The organism is Priestia sp. 179-F W1.4 NHS (assembly GCF_045369295.1).
Classification (GTDB): Bacteria; Bacillota; Bacilli; order Bacillales; family Bacillaceae_H; genus Priestia; species Priestia zanthoxyli.
In genome coordinates this window covers 1-16,483 of the sequence record NZ_JBIQFF010000012.1, presented here as the reverse complement: position 1 = coordinate 16,483, position 16,483 = coordinate 1, and the positions used below count along the sequence as shown (strand labels likewise).

At 32.6% G+C, this 16,483-nt stretch carries 15 protein-coding genes; 7 read left to right on the top strand and 8 right to left on the bottom strand.

What is annotated here, in order from left to right:
• Nucleotides 1–371 precede the first annotated feature (371 nt).
• The 6 genes from ACH0CI_RS25410 to ACH0CI_RS25385 form a co-directional block, all read right to left on the bottom strand.
• Nucleotides 372–680 (bottom strand): hypothetical protein, encoded by a 309-nt coding sequence (locus ACH0CI_RS25410; protein ID WP_406902407.1) that lies wholly within the window; start codon nt 678–680, stop codon nt 372–374.
• Nucleotides 681–1,465: 785 nt separating this feature from the next.
• A complete protein-coding gene (locus tag ACH0CI_RS25405) occupies nt 1,466–2,389 on the bottom strand; it encodes an ABC transporter ATP-binding protein (RefSeq protein ID WP_098598731.1) in 924 nt (307 codons plus the stop codon).
• A complete protein-coding gene (locus tag ACH0CI_RS25400) occupies nt 2,390–3,079 on the bottom strand; it encodes an ABC transporter permease (RefSeq protein ID WP_394530742.1) in 690 nt (229 codons plus the stop codon).
• A 38-nt stretch (nt 3,080–3,117) separates the two neighbouring features.
• On the bottom strand, nt 3,118–3,405 hold the full coding sequence (locus ACH0CI_RS25395) for a hypothetical protein (RefSeq protein ID WP_394530741.1): 288 nt from the start codon (nt 3,403–3,405) through the stop codon (nt 3,118–3,120).
• A gap of 21 nt (nt 3,406–3,426) precedes the next feature.
• Nucleotides 3,427–3,708, bottom strand: a complete 282-nt coding sequence (locus ACH0CI_RS25390) for a hypothetical protein (RefSeq protein ID WP_394530740.1) — start codon at nt 3,706–3,708, stop codon at nt 3,427–3,429.
• Nucleotides 3,708–4,007 (bottom strand): DUF2089 family protein, encoded by a 300-nt coding sequence (locus ACH0CI_RS25385; RefSeq protein WP_394530739.1) that lies wholly within the window; start codon nt 4,005–4,007, stop codon nt 3,708–3,710. The genes ACH0CI_RS25390 and ACH0CI_RS25385 overlap by 1 nt, the downstream gene beginning before the upstream one ends.
• 356 nt (nt 4,008–4,363) lie before the next feature.
• Between ACH0CI_RS25385 and ACH0CI_RS25380 the strand changes: the two genes are divergently transcribed.
• From ACH0CI_RS25380 to ACH0CI_RS25370, 3 genes are all read left to right on the top strand, one after another.
• A complete protein-coding gene (locus ACH0CI_RS25380) occupies nt 4,364–5,125 on the top strand; it encodes an ABC transporter ATP-binding protein (protein ID WP_406902406.1) in 762 nt (253 codons plus the stop codon).
• The gene (locus tag ACH0CI_RS25375) at nt 5,122–7,602 is read left to right on the top strand and encodes an FtsX-like permease family protein (RefSeq protein ID WP_394557187.1); all 2,481 of its coding nucleotides are present in this window, start codon (nt 5,122–5,124) and stop codon (nt 7,600–7,602) included. The genes ACH0CI_RS25380 and ACH0CI_RS25375 overlap by 4 nt, the downstream gene beginning before the upstream one ends.
• Before the next feature lie 124 nt (nt 7,603–7,726).
• Nucleotides 7,727–8,152 carry a hypothetical protein gene (locus tag ACH0CI_RS25370; protein WP_394557188.1) on the top strand — a complete coding sequence of 142 codons (426 nt, stop codon included), beginning with the start codon at nt 7,727–7,729 and terminating at the stop codon, nt 8,150–8,152.
• 233 nt (nt 8,153–8,385) lie between these two features.
• Here ACH0CI_RS25370 and ACH0CI_RS25365 read toward each other — a convergent pair whose 3' ends face one another.
• Nucleotides 8,386–9,684, bottom strand: coding sequence for a CitMHS family transporter (locus ACH0CI_RS25365; RefSeq protein WP_154992501.1), 1,299 nt, complete (start codon nt 9,682–9,684; stop codon nt 8,386–8,388).
• A gap of 584 nt (nt 9,685–10,268) precedes the next feature.
• Complete coding sequence (locus tag ACH0CI_RS25360) at nt 10,269–11,120, bottom strand: MurR/RpiR family transcriptional regulator (protein WP_221817296.1); 852 nt, start codon at nt 11,118–11,120, stop codon at nt 10,269–10,271.
• A gap of 473 nt (nt 11,121–11,593) precedes the next feature.
• Between ACH0CI_RS25360 and ACH0CI_RS25355 the strand changes: the two genes are divergently transcribed.
• The 4 genes from ACH0CI_RS25355 (at nt 11,594) to ACH0CI_RS25340 (ending at nt 15,851) form a co-directional block, all read left to right on the top strand.
• On the top strand, nt 11,594–12,274 hold the full coding sequence (locus tag ACH0CI_RS25355; protein WP_154992499.1) for an RraA family protein: 681 nt from the start codon (nt 11,594–11,596) through the stop codon (nt 12,272–12,274).
• Nucleotides 12,275–12,294: 20 nt separating this feature from the next.
• Entirely contained in the window at nt 12,295–13,185 is an 891-nt protein-coding gene (locus ACH0CI_RS25350) for a prephenate dehydrogenase/arogenate dehydrogenase family protein (RefSeq protein ID WP_406902405.1), read from the top strand.
• A 47-nt stretch (nt 13,186–13,232) separates the two neighbouring features.
• Nucleotides 13,233–14,315, top strand: a complete 1,083-nt coding sequence (locus ACH0CI_RS25345) for an amidohydrolase family protein (protein ID WP_154992496.1) — start codon at nt 13,233–13,235, stop codon at nt 14,313–14,315.
• Nucleotides 14,316–14,522: 207 nt separating this feature from the next.
• The gene (locus tag ACH0CI_RS25340) at nt 14,523–15,851 is read left to right on the top strand and encodes an MFS transporter (protein WP_154992495.1); all 1,329 of its coding nucleotides are present in this window, start codon (nt 14,523–14,525) and stop codon (nt 15,849–15,851) included.
• The last annotated feature ends 632 nt before the right edge of the window (nt 15,852–16,483 follow it).

The window sequence follows — 16,483 nt, the reverse complement described above, 5'->3', positions numbered from 1 at the left end:
AACACGTTCTAGGAAGAGTGAACGATTCAAAATACTAATTTTTACTTGTTAGTCTTTTGAATATGTTAAAAAACGGTAATACGTAAAAGGTGTGATTTTTATCAAACTTTTACGTATTACCATAATAGCTGCTGTTCTCTCTTTTATTGGTATTATATTTAGAATAATTTATGGTCAAATAATTGGAGATAAAGATATTCAAATAGAAAGTCTTATCGGACTTTTCATTGGTTTCTTTATTTCAATTTTTATAATCTATTATTTCAGAGATTATCGTAAAACAAACAAGTAACTTTACAATATAAAGCTTAAAATGCTTTGCCTATGCTATTCATTTCTAGTCAACATAATCCATATTATCGGAAATAGTATTAAAAAACATCATTAAGTTGACGGAAGAAAAGTAAGTAATCAGCAATAATAAATGACAGTATGAGTAAAACGTTTCTCAAGAGGAACTTCTCTGATTTTACTTTTTTAAAAACAACTACAAGCAGACCTAAGGAAAAAAAATTATAGATTAAACCCATTGCACATCCCATTGCGCCAAAGGACAAAAAAATAAATTCCAGAACAACACTTGTATCTACAAATAAAAAGCCTAAATATACTAGTAAAATAGATAGCCATCCACCAATAGCTCCATAATATGTAAGTTGATTTATATCTTTCTTTTCCATACGATCCACCTTTTAACTATTTTCTTAACTCTACCATATCTGCTCCTTTTGTACCCACGGTTAAAACATAGATTTTCTTTGCATACGATATACATCGCTAGTTAACATAAACACTCTTTCCGGAAGACATCACCAAAAAGAACCCTTGTGGGATAAGGGTTATGGATGAGGCCCTGTTTCTGTTTTATGCATCTTTTTATACATCCTTGATATGACGGCATTTACTCGATACCCAAGTGGGAGGCGGATGTATAAAAAGTGCACGTTTTATTCATATGCAACACCCCATTATATATGGCTTTTTTTAGAAATAAATGTTAATATATAAGAGGTAAATTCCATAATGATGATGTTCAAAAAGCCACCTCTATCGACGACCAGAGGTGGCTTTTTATTTTGTTAACGCTCCATTACTTTAAGATCTTATAATAGATACGAATATTTTTGTTCATTAAAGTATAAGTTTGTAGTTAACATGAGACATCTTATAGTAATTTTGTAATAAAAGAAGCTATGTAAAAAGCTTCTTAAACTACTTCTATATTGTTTTAAGGAGCAAACAAATAAGGAAGTAAGCTACCTAAAGACCAAACAACTAGTAATCCTGTAACCATTACCCAAACGCTCTTACCAATCTTCATAGCTTGCATAAAGTAAGAGATGAAAAACAATATAATTAAAAAGTAAGGTATGTTGTTACTTCCTCCAGTAAGTACCAAGCTCATTGAAACAATAATAATTATTCCTGCTATAATATTAAAAATATGTATTTTCTTCATTTTTGATTAGATAGTATCCATATTTATATTAATGAATATCTCTTCTAAAGAGGGCTCGTCTATCTCTAATCTATATACATTAATTTCCTGTGATAAAAATAATCTATTTACTGAATTAATAGTTTCCTCATGATCTATCATTAATTCGGTATTCTTGTTTCCCACTTTTACACTCTTAGCTAAAGCTAATAAATTCTTCTCAAGAAATTCTCTTTGTTCTTCTTGAACTTCCCCGTGTTTTATATATAGGGTGATATTATTTGTGTATTCGTTTCTTAATTCCTCCATACTCCCCTGTATCTTTATGTTTCCTTTATCCATTATTGCGATGTCATCACATAGCTTTTCTACTTCATCTAAATTGTGTGATGTTAAGAAAATAGTTGTACCTTTTTTAGAAACATTTTTAATTAAAGAATGTATGTTTAGAACAGCGTTGGCATCTACACCAGAAGTTGGTTCATCAAGAAATAAGATACGTGGATTATTGATTAATGCTTGAGCAATACCTAACCTTTTTTTCATCCCAAAAGAAAATTTTCCAGCTTTTAAATTAGCCGAATCCTCTAATTCTACTAACCTTAATATATCCATCAGGTCTTCTTTAGTCATAGAAAGACCTAAGATTCCACTAAAGTACTTCAAGTGCTCTAGAGCTGTTAGATGTTCGTAAAAGGTAGAATAATCCGGAAGTACACCTATCTTTGTATAAAAATCTTTATCTGCATACTGAGTAGTACCAAACAATTTAAATGAACCAGAAGTAGGAGAAATTAAACCAGTAATCATATTTATAAATGTAGACTTTCCTGCGCCGTTCTTTCCAAGAAATCCAAAAATACTCCCTTCCTTAACTTTAAGATTAAGATTATTTACTACTACTTTTTCGCCATATTTTTTGGATAAGTTGCTAGCTTCAATGGCATACATTTATAATTCCTTCTTTCTCATAATGAAAATAGTTAATACTAAAAATATCACTGGGAAAAACGCTACGTAATAAGTGTAAGATGTGTTTTCTTGAGTATAGTAAAAATAAGGCGTGATGTGACTAGCTATTCTTAAGAATATGTTCTCAGAGACCGTGCCCCATATTCCTAATACAGGCATTATTATAGCTATGGCAATGCCTAAAAACATCGTTATAGATGGTTTAGCAATTATAGTAGAGATCAAGATTGTCATTCCAATAAAATAAGAAATATAAATTACAGCTTGAATAAACTCAGGAAAATAAAACGCTTTGGAGAATGGAACAACCAATAAAAGTGCTGTTAAAAGACATACTATCCAAAATAGTAATACACCTAAGAATTTACCAAAAATTATTTTATCCCTAGATATCTTTGTTGCAAGAAATCGAATGGTTCTAGAATGTAATTCCTGATTTATTACATTATGGGATAAACTCGTAACGAAAAGTGGACCTGCTATTAAAAGGAGTGTAAGTAAACCTGCTGCATATACATTGTTGCCTAAACCAAAGGATTTAATTTGGTCTCCAAATTGACTAAGTATTTTTGCAACCCCTAATGTCACTCCAAATATAATAAGAATAACTATTATTGAACGGATACTTTTGAATAAATCTTTAAACTCTCTAAAACAAATTGTAAACATATGTATAGTGTTCTCCCTTATATAATTTTAATTGGATTTTATATATCTCTCGTTTTCATCTTGTTCAATTCTTTTTCTTGCTTTTTTTTATAAGAGTCTCTGCCTACTCCCCATTCCACAATAAATATAGATAACACAAAAAGTACGGCTAAGGGAGCTTTTATAGGATGATCAATTAATATTTGATGTTTTGTAAACAAGACCCACCCACAATATGCTAAAAAAGATCCTGGAATGATTGCACCCCAATACACACTCGCTCGAGTAGATAAAAAATTATGACTTAAGATTGCAATTGCAATAACTAAAATAGTACTCCAATCCATTATTTAATCTCCCTTTCCTGTTTATATATCTCTAGTTTTCATTTTGTTTAATTCGTTTTTTCTATCTTTCTGATATTTATTTCTCCCTGCTTTCCAACCTGATAACAAAAAGGCTAATCCTAATAAGAGATATAGAATAAATGCCAGTGGTTTGTCGAATTGATTATTTACAAACAACCAAATCATTACCAGTGTGTATCCTAGTGGAAGAATAGCACCAAAATATTTATTGTTTCGAGTTGAGAAAAAATGTTGAAATCCTAGTATTATTATCACTACCAATAGCTTGGTTGTATCATTCATTAACAGCCATCCTTTTCTTTTTTATACTTTTCAATAATTAATTTTGCGTCTTCCAAGCTAATACGCTCTTCAATCGCAAGTTTTTTAACAAGACTGATTAGTTCTTCTTTATCATGCTCCTCATTTATTTCAATCTTTTGTATTAGACGATCCAAGCGTATACGAACAGTTGGATAAGACACCTCATAGTCTTTTGCAAGCTTCTTTAATGAACCTGAATTTAATACAAATTTTCTTATAAATTCTACATCATCCATTTCCAACGAGAGTATCCACGAAGGAACATCTTTATTATCCACAAATAACCTCCCCTTCCTATATTTAGAATATACCATAAAGTTAAATAAAATTAAAACTATTTTTAATAAAATTAAATATATATTTTAATTAACTTTAATTTTTGTTTGTGTATGTATCTTATGCAATAGCTAGTTACTATATTATCCATCGAATATTAGTTAGCGTACTTTCCTTCACGGAATATAAGCATAAAAAGCAGCTGATGTGTAAATTATGTATTTTTTTCATAAGTATGGAACTTTTTCCAGTTAAGGACGTACTACTTGTAGGTGGTGAAGGGTTAAGAACAAGTATTTTTACAATAAGAAAGGTCAGATTTAGTTTTTAAGATGAAAACATACTTCGAGGTGAATACATGAGTAAACAAACAGTATTAGACATTAAAGACTTATCAAAAATTTATAAGAGTGAACAGCAACAAGTAGAAGCACTAAAAGATATCTCCTTTCAACTGTATAAAGGAGAAATGGTTGCTGTAATGGGGACAAGTGGTTCAGGGAAAAGTACGCTCTTAAACATTTTAGGTGCGTTAGATGAACCTACAACGGGATCTATTAAAGTAAATGGAAAGTATTCAAAAGAAATGTTCCAGGAACCTCAAGCCTCGTTATATAGAAGAGACAATATTGGTTTTATCTTTCAGTCCTTTCATTTGTTAAAAGATTTAACCGTAGAGGAGAATATTGCCCTTCCTTTAATTCTAAAAGGAGTAAAAGAAGGGCTCATTACGTCAAAGGTAAATCAAGTGATGGAACTTATAGGACTGACAGAATGGAAATCTCATCGACCTGTTCAGCTGTCAGGTGGACAACAACAACGTGTAGCTATAGGAAGAGCCATTATTACAGAACCTCCTATCATCTTAGCTGATGAACCCACAGGAAACTTAGATTTTAATACATCTATAGACATTTTAAATGCTTTAGTAGATACAAAAACAAGGCTTAAACAGAGCATTTTGTTAGTCACGCATGACCCTCACGTGGCCACATATGCAGATCGTGTGCTATTTTTTCATGATGGCCATATCGTAGATGAATACAAGTGTAATGCACACAATGATTTAGAATATATCTTGGAGAAGTTTAAACTAATTACGAAGAGGCAAGTAGTATGAAATCATTAAAAGGACTTTCATTTAGACTTTTTCGTGCGAATAAATTTATTGTTGTTTCTTCCATACTCAGTATTGCTATTGCAGCCATGCTGACTTTAAGCATGGTTTTATTTTCATTTAACGCTCAAAGTACTCTAAAACATGAATTGAAGCAGATGTATGGAGATATGGATTTATCTGTGGGGTTTAACATCGATCAAAGTAAAGTTGTTTCACCTAGCTTAACAGAGCAGATAGCACAAAATAAGAACGTGGAGCAACTATCTAGAGTATCAGTCACGCATGTTACCCTAGATAAGATTAACTCTTCTACCTACACAGCAGGTGTAGAAAACAGTGACTTAGCAAAGAGTCGTTATCATTTTAAACAGGTTTTAAACGATGATTCTATAGCGATGAATAAGGGGCTAGCTAAAACGTTACATGCTAAGGTTGGAGACGAAGTGTCTATTCAAGGTAACTCCTTTACCTTAGTAGAAATCATAAATGATTTAGATGCTACAGGCATTGCTCCTGACATGATCCTAATGAATCAGAAAAAAGCCAAAGAGTACAACAGATTAAATGAGCATGTACATGCAGATGCTACCTACTTATTAATTAAAGCAAAAAAGGGCATGAACGTATTAACATTGTCGAATCAAATTAAATCGTATGACAAAGATTTAAGAATCGATGTAGCAGAGCAAGATCCATTTGTTAAGAATAATCTACAATCCTTACAAGTGTTTGTTATTGTATTATCCTTCTTAGTATTAATAGTGACTTCACTCTTAATTATTTCTAATTTCGAGTTACTACTTTATAAAATGAAAAATCAATTTGCTATTATGCGCTCATTAGGAGCCACCACAAAGCAAATAAGCCAATTAATTTTTACTCAAAGTATTATTATTAATTTTTCAGGTATATGCATAGGCCTGTTAGGAACTTCTTTAAGTCAAAAATACGTTTATGCATGGATGGGCAAATTCTTTAAAATTTCTTCATCTCCAACACAGTTTCATTTAGGAATAGCACTTATTATTTCATTGTGTAGTTTTATCATCATTCAATTATTTTTATTGATACCGTCTTATAGAAGCGCGAAAATATTACCCCTTAAGGTTATGCAGAAAAATGAACAATTAGATTTTGGCTATTCTAAAGCTAGAGTCATTCTTTTTAAGATTTTAATAGGTGTATCTTTATTTTTACTAATAGCTAGTCAAGTGCTGCCCACTAGGGGTGAGTATGGGGTCTTTTTCTTACTAAGCGCTGCTGTTCTTGTCCTACTGGCGTTCTTTATCATTTTCCCCGTATGGTTACCCAAAATTTTAGAAGGACTATTACCTTTTGGACAAAAAATATTTGGTCGGGAATATTACATAGCAATTAAAAATTTAATCCCTCAAGTCAAAAAAAATACAATGATTGTTTTAACAATAAGCTCCTTAATGATTATTGCTGTGTTTGGATCTGTTACCTTAAGGACTATTCAAGTAACTGAACAGGAGAGTTTAAAAAATGATTTTCGAACTCCTATTGTTGTTGAAACTCGACTTTCTAATACAAAAATAAACTCTAGAGAATTGACTAAAGCAGTAGAGAAGTTACCGGATGTGGAGTCTGTTAGTAATTTTAGCACTTTAGGATTGGCGTATTTACAAGAAGAGGACAAAAATATAAATATAGATTATGCAGTAGTTGATTTAGAAAGGTTACAAACACAAGGGCTAATGTCTCAATTAAAAAGTAAACCTGCGGATAATAGCTTAATCATATCTGAGCGTTTTGCAAAACAAAATCATTTAAAAGTAGGACAAACCGTTCAATTAGGAGAATTCTCTGAAGCTAAACAAGCTGTTGAGCCAAATGGAAGCTATATCGTTACTTCTATAGAGAAGCAGATGTTAAATGGTGCGGATGCCTATCTGGATTGGAATAATGGAAAATTGATGGATGTTGATTTCTACTCACTTTATGTAGATTCTGCACATATAAAAGATGCAGTCAATGAGCTTGAGGGAATAAAGAGTCAGTTTCCAGAACTTAAAATCAGTAACTATGAACAATCCGTTAAACAAGCTACATCCATTTTTTATCAACGTTGGGGTATCTTTATAGTAGTAATAGCGACTTTGGTTGTCTGTACAATGGTTGGTGTGTTTAATTCGCTGGCAAATAATATCTACTCAAAAAGAAAAGAATATGCTGTATTGCGTACAATGGGTGTTAAGCCTAAAGGAATTCGAAACATAGTCCTTTCACAAGTTACTACCTATATCATCATTGGATTAATTATAGGGATAGTATTAGGGATTATATTAACCTATATTTTATTACTCGTAGATCCTGGAAAGCTGATTATCGACTATAAAGTACTAACAGCAGTCATTGTAACGATGATTACGTGTAGTACTATTTTATTTACTTATTTGGGTAATAAAATTGGGAACCAAAACATCTCTTTAGAAATAACTAATGACAATAAATAAAAGGCAATTCTCTCTATAAGAAAAAAGGGGGAGAAAAAAGTTCTACCCCTTTTTTATATGTAGCTCGTAGCATTAGATATTAATTAAATGAGTAATTATAAGTAAAATAAAGTAGGTAATTTATATGGTAAAAAGGAAAAAATTATTGATTTCATCTATTGTATTAATCTCTATTGTAATTACCTTTTTTATACTCAAAGACGATGGAGAAATCAACAGAGATAACATAGAAATAGGATATAAAACGAATGATGAATCTCAACAAATCATCGATCTACAAAATAAAGTGGATCGAAACAAGGAGATAATTGTCTCTACACATTTTAAAAGCACTTCAGGAAAAGAAAAGCAAAATAAAAAGTTTGTATTAAAATTAGCTAATATCAAGGATAAGGACAATGTTTTAATGGAAGAAACTATTCCTAATGATGAGGCCACTTCGGGTTACGAATTTAAAATTAGTCCAGGGAAACTCTCTGCAGGAAAATACCAATTTTCTTTGTATAGAGATAATAATTTGAGCGTAGAAAAAGTCTTTACATTCAAATGATAAAGAATACATCGTCCGTAAAAGTATACGTTTACGAACGTTTATTTTTTATCAGAAATCTACTGTTTCTATCGTTCGTTTAAGTTTGAGAATAAATTACGAACGTCCTTTTTTGTAATTACATCTTTACGAACGTTTTTGGTGAAATAAATAGAAAGAAATTTGTTAAATCAGATGAGAAAAAGAGAGCTATTTTAAAAAGTCAGCTCTCTTTTTTTGTTACTATAAATGACTTATATGGAGAGTGTTCCAAATAAAACAGCTACAATCGTCATAACTAACGCTGTTCCAATGGCATACTTGGCAGCAAAACGAATGTGATCACCTATATCAATACCAAGAAGTCCTACTAAGACGTAGATAGAACCTTGAAGTGGGCTCAGTAGGTGTAAGGGTTGTCCAAGTAAAGAAGCTTGACCAATTTCTAATGGAGGAATGCCAAAATGAGCAGCTGTTTCAGACATAATAGGGATAATCCCAAAATAGAAAGGGGCATTTGCCATAAAAAATGTGAATGGCATGCTTATAAGCGCAACTATTACTGTTAATTTTGGTCCAAGAGCATCAGGAATAACTGCTATTAAAGTATCCGCCATAGCCTTAACAATCCCTGTTCCATCTATAATCCCAGTAAATATACCTGCTGCGAATATCATGGAAACAACCGTTAATATATTTCCTGCATGAGCATGTAAACGCTCCTTTTGATCTTGTAAATTTGGATAATTAACAATCATTACGATAGCAAATCCAATCATAAACAAGGCTGGCAACGGTAAGAACCCTAGCACTAAAGAAGTAAGAAGTAAAAGTGTTAAAACTAAGTTAAACCAAAATAATTTTGGGCGTTTTATTGATGCATCCATTCCTACATCAAGAGCTGCAGCAATTTCATTATTAAATTCAGTATCTATATTGATAACACCTAGTCTTTTACGCTCGCGTCGTCCAAGGAAATAAGAAATCCCTAAAACCCAGATAGTTCCTGCAACCATAGAAGGAATAAGTGGTAATAGCAAGTCTGTTACGTCTGCCTTTACGGCCGCCGTAGCTTGTACAGCAGGACCACCCCAAGGAGTCAAATTCATAACACCCATTGCTAAAGCTGGAATACAAGCAAGAATAAGTTTATTCATACCTAATCGTTTGTATAGTGGGAGAAATGCAGTTACTACAATTAGATATGTAATGGTACCGTCGCCATCTAAAGCTACTATTAAAGAAAGTACTCCAGTACCCATTACAATCTTTAGAGGGTCGCCACCAACCATCTTTATAATCTTAGCAACTAAAGGATCAAATAACCCTGTATCAATTAACACCCCAAAATAGAGAATAGCAAATATAATCATAATTGCTGTCGGAGCAATGGTTTCAAGCCCCTTCATCATCATCGGACCTAAATCAGTAAATCCACCCAATAAAGCAAAGACGATAGGAACCACTGTTAATGCACTAAAAGCAGATAAGCGCTTACTCATGATTAAATACATGAATACTACAATCATAGAAAAACCTAAAAGTGTTAACATATTATACCCCCTCTATAATTTCCCTTGTTTATTTTTACAAAGTAATTCATTAACAATTTGCTCATACTATGTAAGGGTTTACAAATAATTTAACGCGAATTTTAAGTAATGCTCATAGTTTATAATTTGTTATCAACAAACCCACTTTCTATTCTTGACTAACCATTCCCATGCTAAGTTTATGTTAATCGTGAATTAGGAACATAGATAGGCCCTCTTATTTGTATGTTTTAAAAAAAGTACAAGCAGTATAGCCAATAAACTTATAGTCACTTTACAGCATCTAAGTAGTCAAGCAGTTAGATAACTCCGGATGATATCTAAAAGTGATTTCATAAAAGTAACCATATTAATCACTACAACTTAAATGAAGTAATAATTATTACTTTTTATTTAAAAGTTGTAATAATTGTGACTATTTAAAAGTATATTATCATGGCTTCTTAAGAAAAGTAAATGTTTTTTTATTGAAATAATAAGTCAACGGGAAGTACTCCGGTTAATTCAATAAAAAATGGCAAGGGCATGAGATATCAAATTATTTTCTCAATTTGATACCTCATACTCTTACCATGCTTATATATTCAATCAGTGTAATGGTAGTTAATTTTTGTGAGAACTGAATTAATTTTATCTAAACGATCTTTTGTCTTTTCTGGATAATTTATAGCTATTGCACTTACAAGGTAATCAGCCACGAATAGTGATGCTATAGGCGAATTGTGAAAAGCAATACTACTAGAACTACAAGTCAGTACTAAATCTGAGTACTTAACTAAAGGAGAAGAATAACTGTCGGTAATTGAAATGACCTTTGCATCGTGACTTTTGGCAGCTGTTACAAACTCAACAGTTCTTCTAGCGTATCTTGGAAAAGAGGTTGCAATAACTAAATCTTTAGAAGTAAGGGTAATACCCTTATCCACCCAATCACTTAAGTCAGATACAATTAGCTCACAGTTTCCGAGCAATCGATTGAGGCCAAAAGATAGATGCTGTGCCACGGGTAAACCACTTCTAACACTGGTACAAAATATACGGTCTGCAGATACAATCATTTCTAACGCTTTATTTAGACTCTCTGTAGAAATCATTTCTACTGTTGATTGAATGTTGTTGAACTGACTTTCTGCACAACGCATCCATAAATCACTCTCATCTAAGCCCTTCAAATTTGTTTCCAATCTAATTTGAGGAGCAGCATTATTACGCAACAGCTCCTGAAGTCCTTTCTGAAACTCTGCATACCCAGAATAGCCTAGGCTAAAAGTTAATCTCATTATCGTAGTTGTACTAGTTTTTACTGCTAATGCCAATTGGTCAACAGTTAGAAAAGCTACATCGACAGGGTTTTTAAGGATGTAGTCTGCTACTCTACGTTGAGTTTCTGTTAGTTGTGATATATTATCTTTTAATTTTAATATTGGATTTTCCATACATTCGCTCCAATTAAACAGATTATATTGTAAATTTTATTTTTTAAAGTATATAAAAAGTATTTATCACAATACTTACTTGAATTTTAGCATGTTTGATTTTTTATGTAAAAATGTTTCTTTTAAGTAATAAATCTTAGGACATGTTTTTCTGACGCTTTGTTTATAAAAATAGATTTACTTTATTAAGCATTGGTGATAACATACAATTAAATTAAAAGTAATAAATATTACTACAATATAAATTTTAGTAATATTTATTACTAACACTGTTATTTTACGATGTTTCTTTATCTTTTTGAAGATACAACAAACAAACTGCAAGTATTTTTTGAGTAGAAATACATCACTAATTCTATTAAACCATCTAAAATTTTGTAAGCGTTACCTTTATTTATTAAGTAGAACAGATTCAAAGAGGTTCATTACGTACCATTTATTTACTATCAAAAAAAGAAGAGGAGTGTATATTAATGAGTCATTTAGCACCAGCACTATCCGAAGATATTATCAAGAGAACTAAGCGTCTTAATACAACCCTTATCTCTGATGCAATGGGATGTACAGGTTCAATGGATTATAAGATTAAGCCTGTATCTCCAGGAATGAAGGTAGTTGGAACTGCCTTAACTGTAAGTTTAAGACCTGGAGATAACTTATTTCTTCACCAGGCAATCTATGATGGGACAGAAGGTTATGTATTAGTTGCTGATGGGAAGGGGCATACCGCAAATGCTTATCTCGGAGAATTAATGGCAGCTGCAGCTAAAGCTATGGGAATAGAGGGCATTATTATAGACGGGGCAGTTCGTGATAAGGAGACGCTCAGCGAATCAGAGTTCCCTATTTTTTCAAAAGGGTTTATTCCGAATGGCCCTCTAAAAGACGGTCCAGGTGAATTACATAAACCTATTTCTTGTGGAGGTGTAGCCGTTATTCCAGGAGATCTAATTATAGGTGATGATGACGGGGTTGTTGTAGTTCCAAAAGAAAAGATTGAAGAGGTTCTTTCTAAAGCTGAAAAAAAATTAGAGTATGAGAAAACACGTTTAGAAACGATTGAAGCATTTGAAAAAGCGCGTCTGCAAGGTGAAGCTGAAGGCAACATTCAGCCTTCATGGTTAAGAGAACAAATGAAAGCATATGGGTTATAAACAGAAGGGAGAGCTTTAAAATGAGATTGGGTTTTATTGGATTTGGAGAGGCAGCCTTTGAGTTGTCAATTGGTCTAAAAGGCGAAGGGCTAGAAACCATTTTCGCTCATGATGTTATGATAGACCATCCTACATTTGGTCCACAAATTAAAGAACGGGCTGCTCAAGCTCAAGTGGAGCTTCTTTGTAGACCTCAAGAAGTTTTAAAACAAGTAGATATAGTAATGGTAGCAGTACCCGCAGATAAAGCACTTGAAGTTAGTGAGATGCTAAAACCATTTATAAAGAAAGGTTGTATCTATGTAGATGTATCAGCTTCCACTCCTGTCGTGAAACAAAAAATCAATACAAATATACAAGAAAGAAATGCATTTTTTGTGGATGTCGCAATGCTAGGTCCCTTGCCAGTTTACAAACATAAGGTCCCTATTTCAGCAAGTGGAAATGGGGTAGATCGATTAATATCCTTAATGAATCCTTACAGTATGAACATAACTAAAGTAAGTGAAAAACCCGGTGATGCTTCTGCTGTAAAACTAATCCGCAGCATTTATATGAAAGGTGTAGTTGCTCTTTATCTAGAGTTATTAGAAGCTTCTCATGAATTTAATGTAGAACAATTAGTCTTAGATTCTATTAGTGAAACTCTTGATAGCAAGGGCTTTAGAGAAACAATGAACCGATTAGTAACCGGAACGTCTATACATGCATTAAGAAGATCAATTGAGTTAGACGGCTCTATTCAAATGTTAGAGGCTTGTAATTTAGATTCTGTTATGTCTAAAGCAGCAAAAAGTAAGCTAGAAACATTGGCTTCATTTAATTTAAAAGAAAAGTTTAAAGGACAAAAGCCAGATCATTGGTTGGATGTTATCAAGGCATATAAAGAAGATGTTACTGTAAACAATTAAATAAACTCATCTATTATATCAATATTTAAGTTAAGGGGTGTATTTACATGGGAGTATGGAATTTTCAAGGTGGTTCTATTTGGTCAGAAAAAGGGTTCATTCCAAATAAGTCTACAAGTATAACAGTTACTCATGAGGATGATAGGGATATTCATTTATCTGAATCTAGTGTAATTGTACCGGGACTAGTAGATTTTCATTGTCATTTATGGGCGCCTGGAGCAGAGATTGGTGTTACAGATAAACAATATCTCTCCTCAGGAGTAACTACAGTTGGGGACGCAGGTACTTTTGGTTATGACGGATGGGAAGAGGCAAATCGTTACTGGGAAAACAGCCCGTTAACAGTACGTTCTTGGTTATCAGCCTTACCAGAAGGGCTAACTAATCACCCCAACCCTAACCCGACCAAACCAGAAAACATTTCGTTGGATCGAATTGTTGAAGTTGCATCTTCAGCTGAAGATAGTTTATTAGGAATTAAGATTCGCTTAGGCCAGATGGACGAAACTACTGACCGGTCTTTATTACGACTAGCAAGAAAAGCAGCCGATCAAACTAATTTACGCATAATGGTTCATTTAACTGGAACAAAACTAGATATTGAAGAGGTAACACAATATTTTAATAAAGGGGACATTCTAACTCATCCATTTCAAGGAAGGAATGGAAACGTGTTAAATACTGCTGGAAAGGTAAAAAAAGAATTTCTAGCTGCAGTGGAAAGAGGAATATTATTAGATATCGGCCATGGTAGAAAACACTTTAATTGGGATGTTTTTTATAAATGTTTAGCTGAGGGAATTAAACCAGACACTATCAGTACAGATTTAACAAGCGCGTCATGGAGAGAATACCCTGTTTATAACATGAGCTACATAATTTCTAAAATGATTGTAGGTGGACTGTCTTTAGATGAAGCTTTTAGAGCAGTTCTGGTAACAGCTCCTAAATTGTTAGGAATTAACAATTTTACTTCTACTCCAAAAAACCTTGTGGTTCTGGATTCTGCTTCCACGGAGACTGCTTTTCCGGATGTAGATGGAGAAACTGTGTTAGGTAACATTAATTATCAACCAAAACATTTAATATTTAACGGTATACCAAGCATTGAGAGCATTTTTAATTAAAAATAAACGTTTTTTGACACTATTACAAAAAGTTTTATTATCAGACTTAATTTAGTTAATTTTGCTGGCTGTATTGAGGAGAAAACAGAAGGATAAATGGAGATACTCTTACACATCTTACAAAATCATAAGAGTATCTCTTTATTTTCAAAACAAATGTAAGCGCTATTAAAATTTCTTTTTATTATTTTAAAAGGAGGAATTTCAATGGAAAATTCTCAATTGAATTTCGAAAAGAAGACAATTCGAAAGGTAACACGAAGAATTATCCCATTTCTATTTTTACTCTATATTATTTCTTATCTAGACAGGGCAAATGTAGGATATGCAGCATTGGAAATGAATGAAGCACTGGGACTAACAAGTAAAATGTTTGGTCTCGTTACAGGTATTTTTTTTATTGGTTATTTTATCTTTGAAGTACCAAGTAATATCTTAATGCAAAAATTTGGGGCAAGAGTTTGGATTACTAGAATTCTCATTACTTGGGGAATTATCTCTATGGCAACCGGGTTTGCTCAGAGTGCTAATCAACTTTATATTATTAGATTCTTTCTTGGAGTAGCAGAAGCAGGTTTATTTCCTGGTGTTATTCTATATCTTACTTATTGGTTTCGAGCTAAGGAAAGAGCAAGTACAATTGCGATGTTTATGACAGCAATCGCAGTTTCTTATATTATTGGAGCCCCCGTCTCTACTCTAATTATGGATCATATTCATTGGATGAATATACCTGGATGGCGTTGGATGTTTATTATAGAAGGTGCCCCTGCTGTTGTTTTAGGATTTGTAACATATTTCTACTTAACAGACCGACCAGAACAAGCAAAGTGGTTAACAGATGAAGAAAAAAATTGGTTGATTTCAGAATTAAGAAAAGACGAAGAACTAAGAGAAAAGAAAGGCCAACAAACCTCTAGTCATAAGGCAGCCTTGACTGATCCTAAACTATGGCACCTCTCCTTAATTTACTTTGTATATACTGCAGGCACACTAGGTGTTGGTTATTGGATGCCCCAAATTATTAAAGGATTGTCGAGCTACTTAACAAACACACAGATTGGATTCATTGCTACAATTCCTTACATTATTGCTTCAATAGTAATGAACTACTGGTCAAGGCGTTCAGACCGCACTGGCGAAAGACGTGTACACACAGCTTTACCGTTACTCGTATCTGGTTTAACGTTATTTAGTGTAGGGGTGGTGTCTAATCCATTTATTGCGATGATTTTAATAACAACCTCATTGGCAGCAATGTATTGTTTCAAAGGTCCTTTTTGGTCATTGCCAACTATGATATTAAGTCCAGCCACAGCAGCTGTTGGGATTGCAATAATTAATTCAATTGGAAATCTAGGAGGTTTTGTTGGCCCTTATGCAGTTGGATGGTTAAAAGATTCTACAGGAAACATGCAATCTGGTTTAATTTTCTTAAGTATTATTTTAATTATAGCTTTTATATTAGTATTAGCCATGAAGTTTGATAAAAAGATAATTGCCTTAAAGAGTCAGAAGGAAATAGGGAAAATCTAACTTTAAAATTCAAGGAACATGTCCGGAATATTTATACGTATAAAAGTGAAAATAATCTTTGAACTGGAGTGTTTTTTTCATGTGGATGGTTACTATAATAAATGCTTATTCAAGAGAAAATAATATTACTATATTAGAATTCAAAACAGAAAAAGAGGCCGAAGAAACATATAATAAATTGCAAAAAGGGAAAATTCTTTCCGACATTTTCTACTGTCAAAACCATTTTTAATACTTTTAAAAACCTTACTAGTTAATATCTTGATAATGGACCAGGCTTATGCTAACTTACCTAAAGCAATGGGTTACAATAAATTAGTTGTAGTGGGAAAAATATGCTAATGGTCACTAATAGTTATAAATGCCAAAACTACAACCCATCAAAATTGATTTATTAAATCTTCTCAATATACTCCTTTTTATATTAATTTGTATTTAATGATAGAGCTTAAAGTCAGTGTTAACCTTAAAATTTAATATTTAAAAAGTTTATTTGGCTATCGATAATCAAACTTATGGTAACTAAATTAGAAAAGAAAAAGCCTGTATCTCCTTGGGACTGACCCCCTAGAGTGAGACAAATAAAAAACACCTTTACGTTAAAAAACGGGTATGTAGTACCTAACAATAAC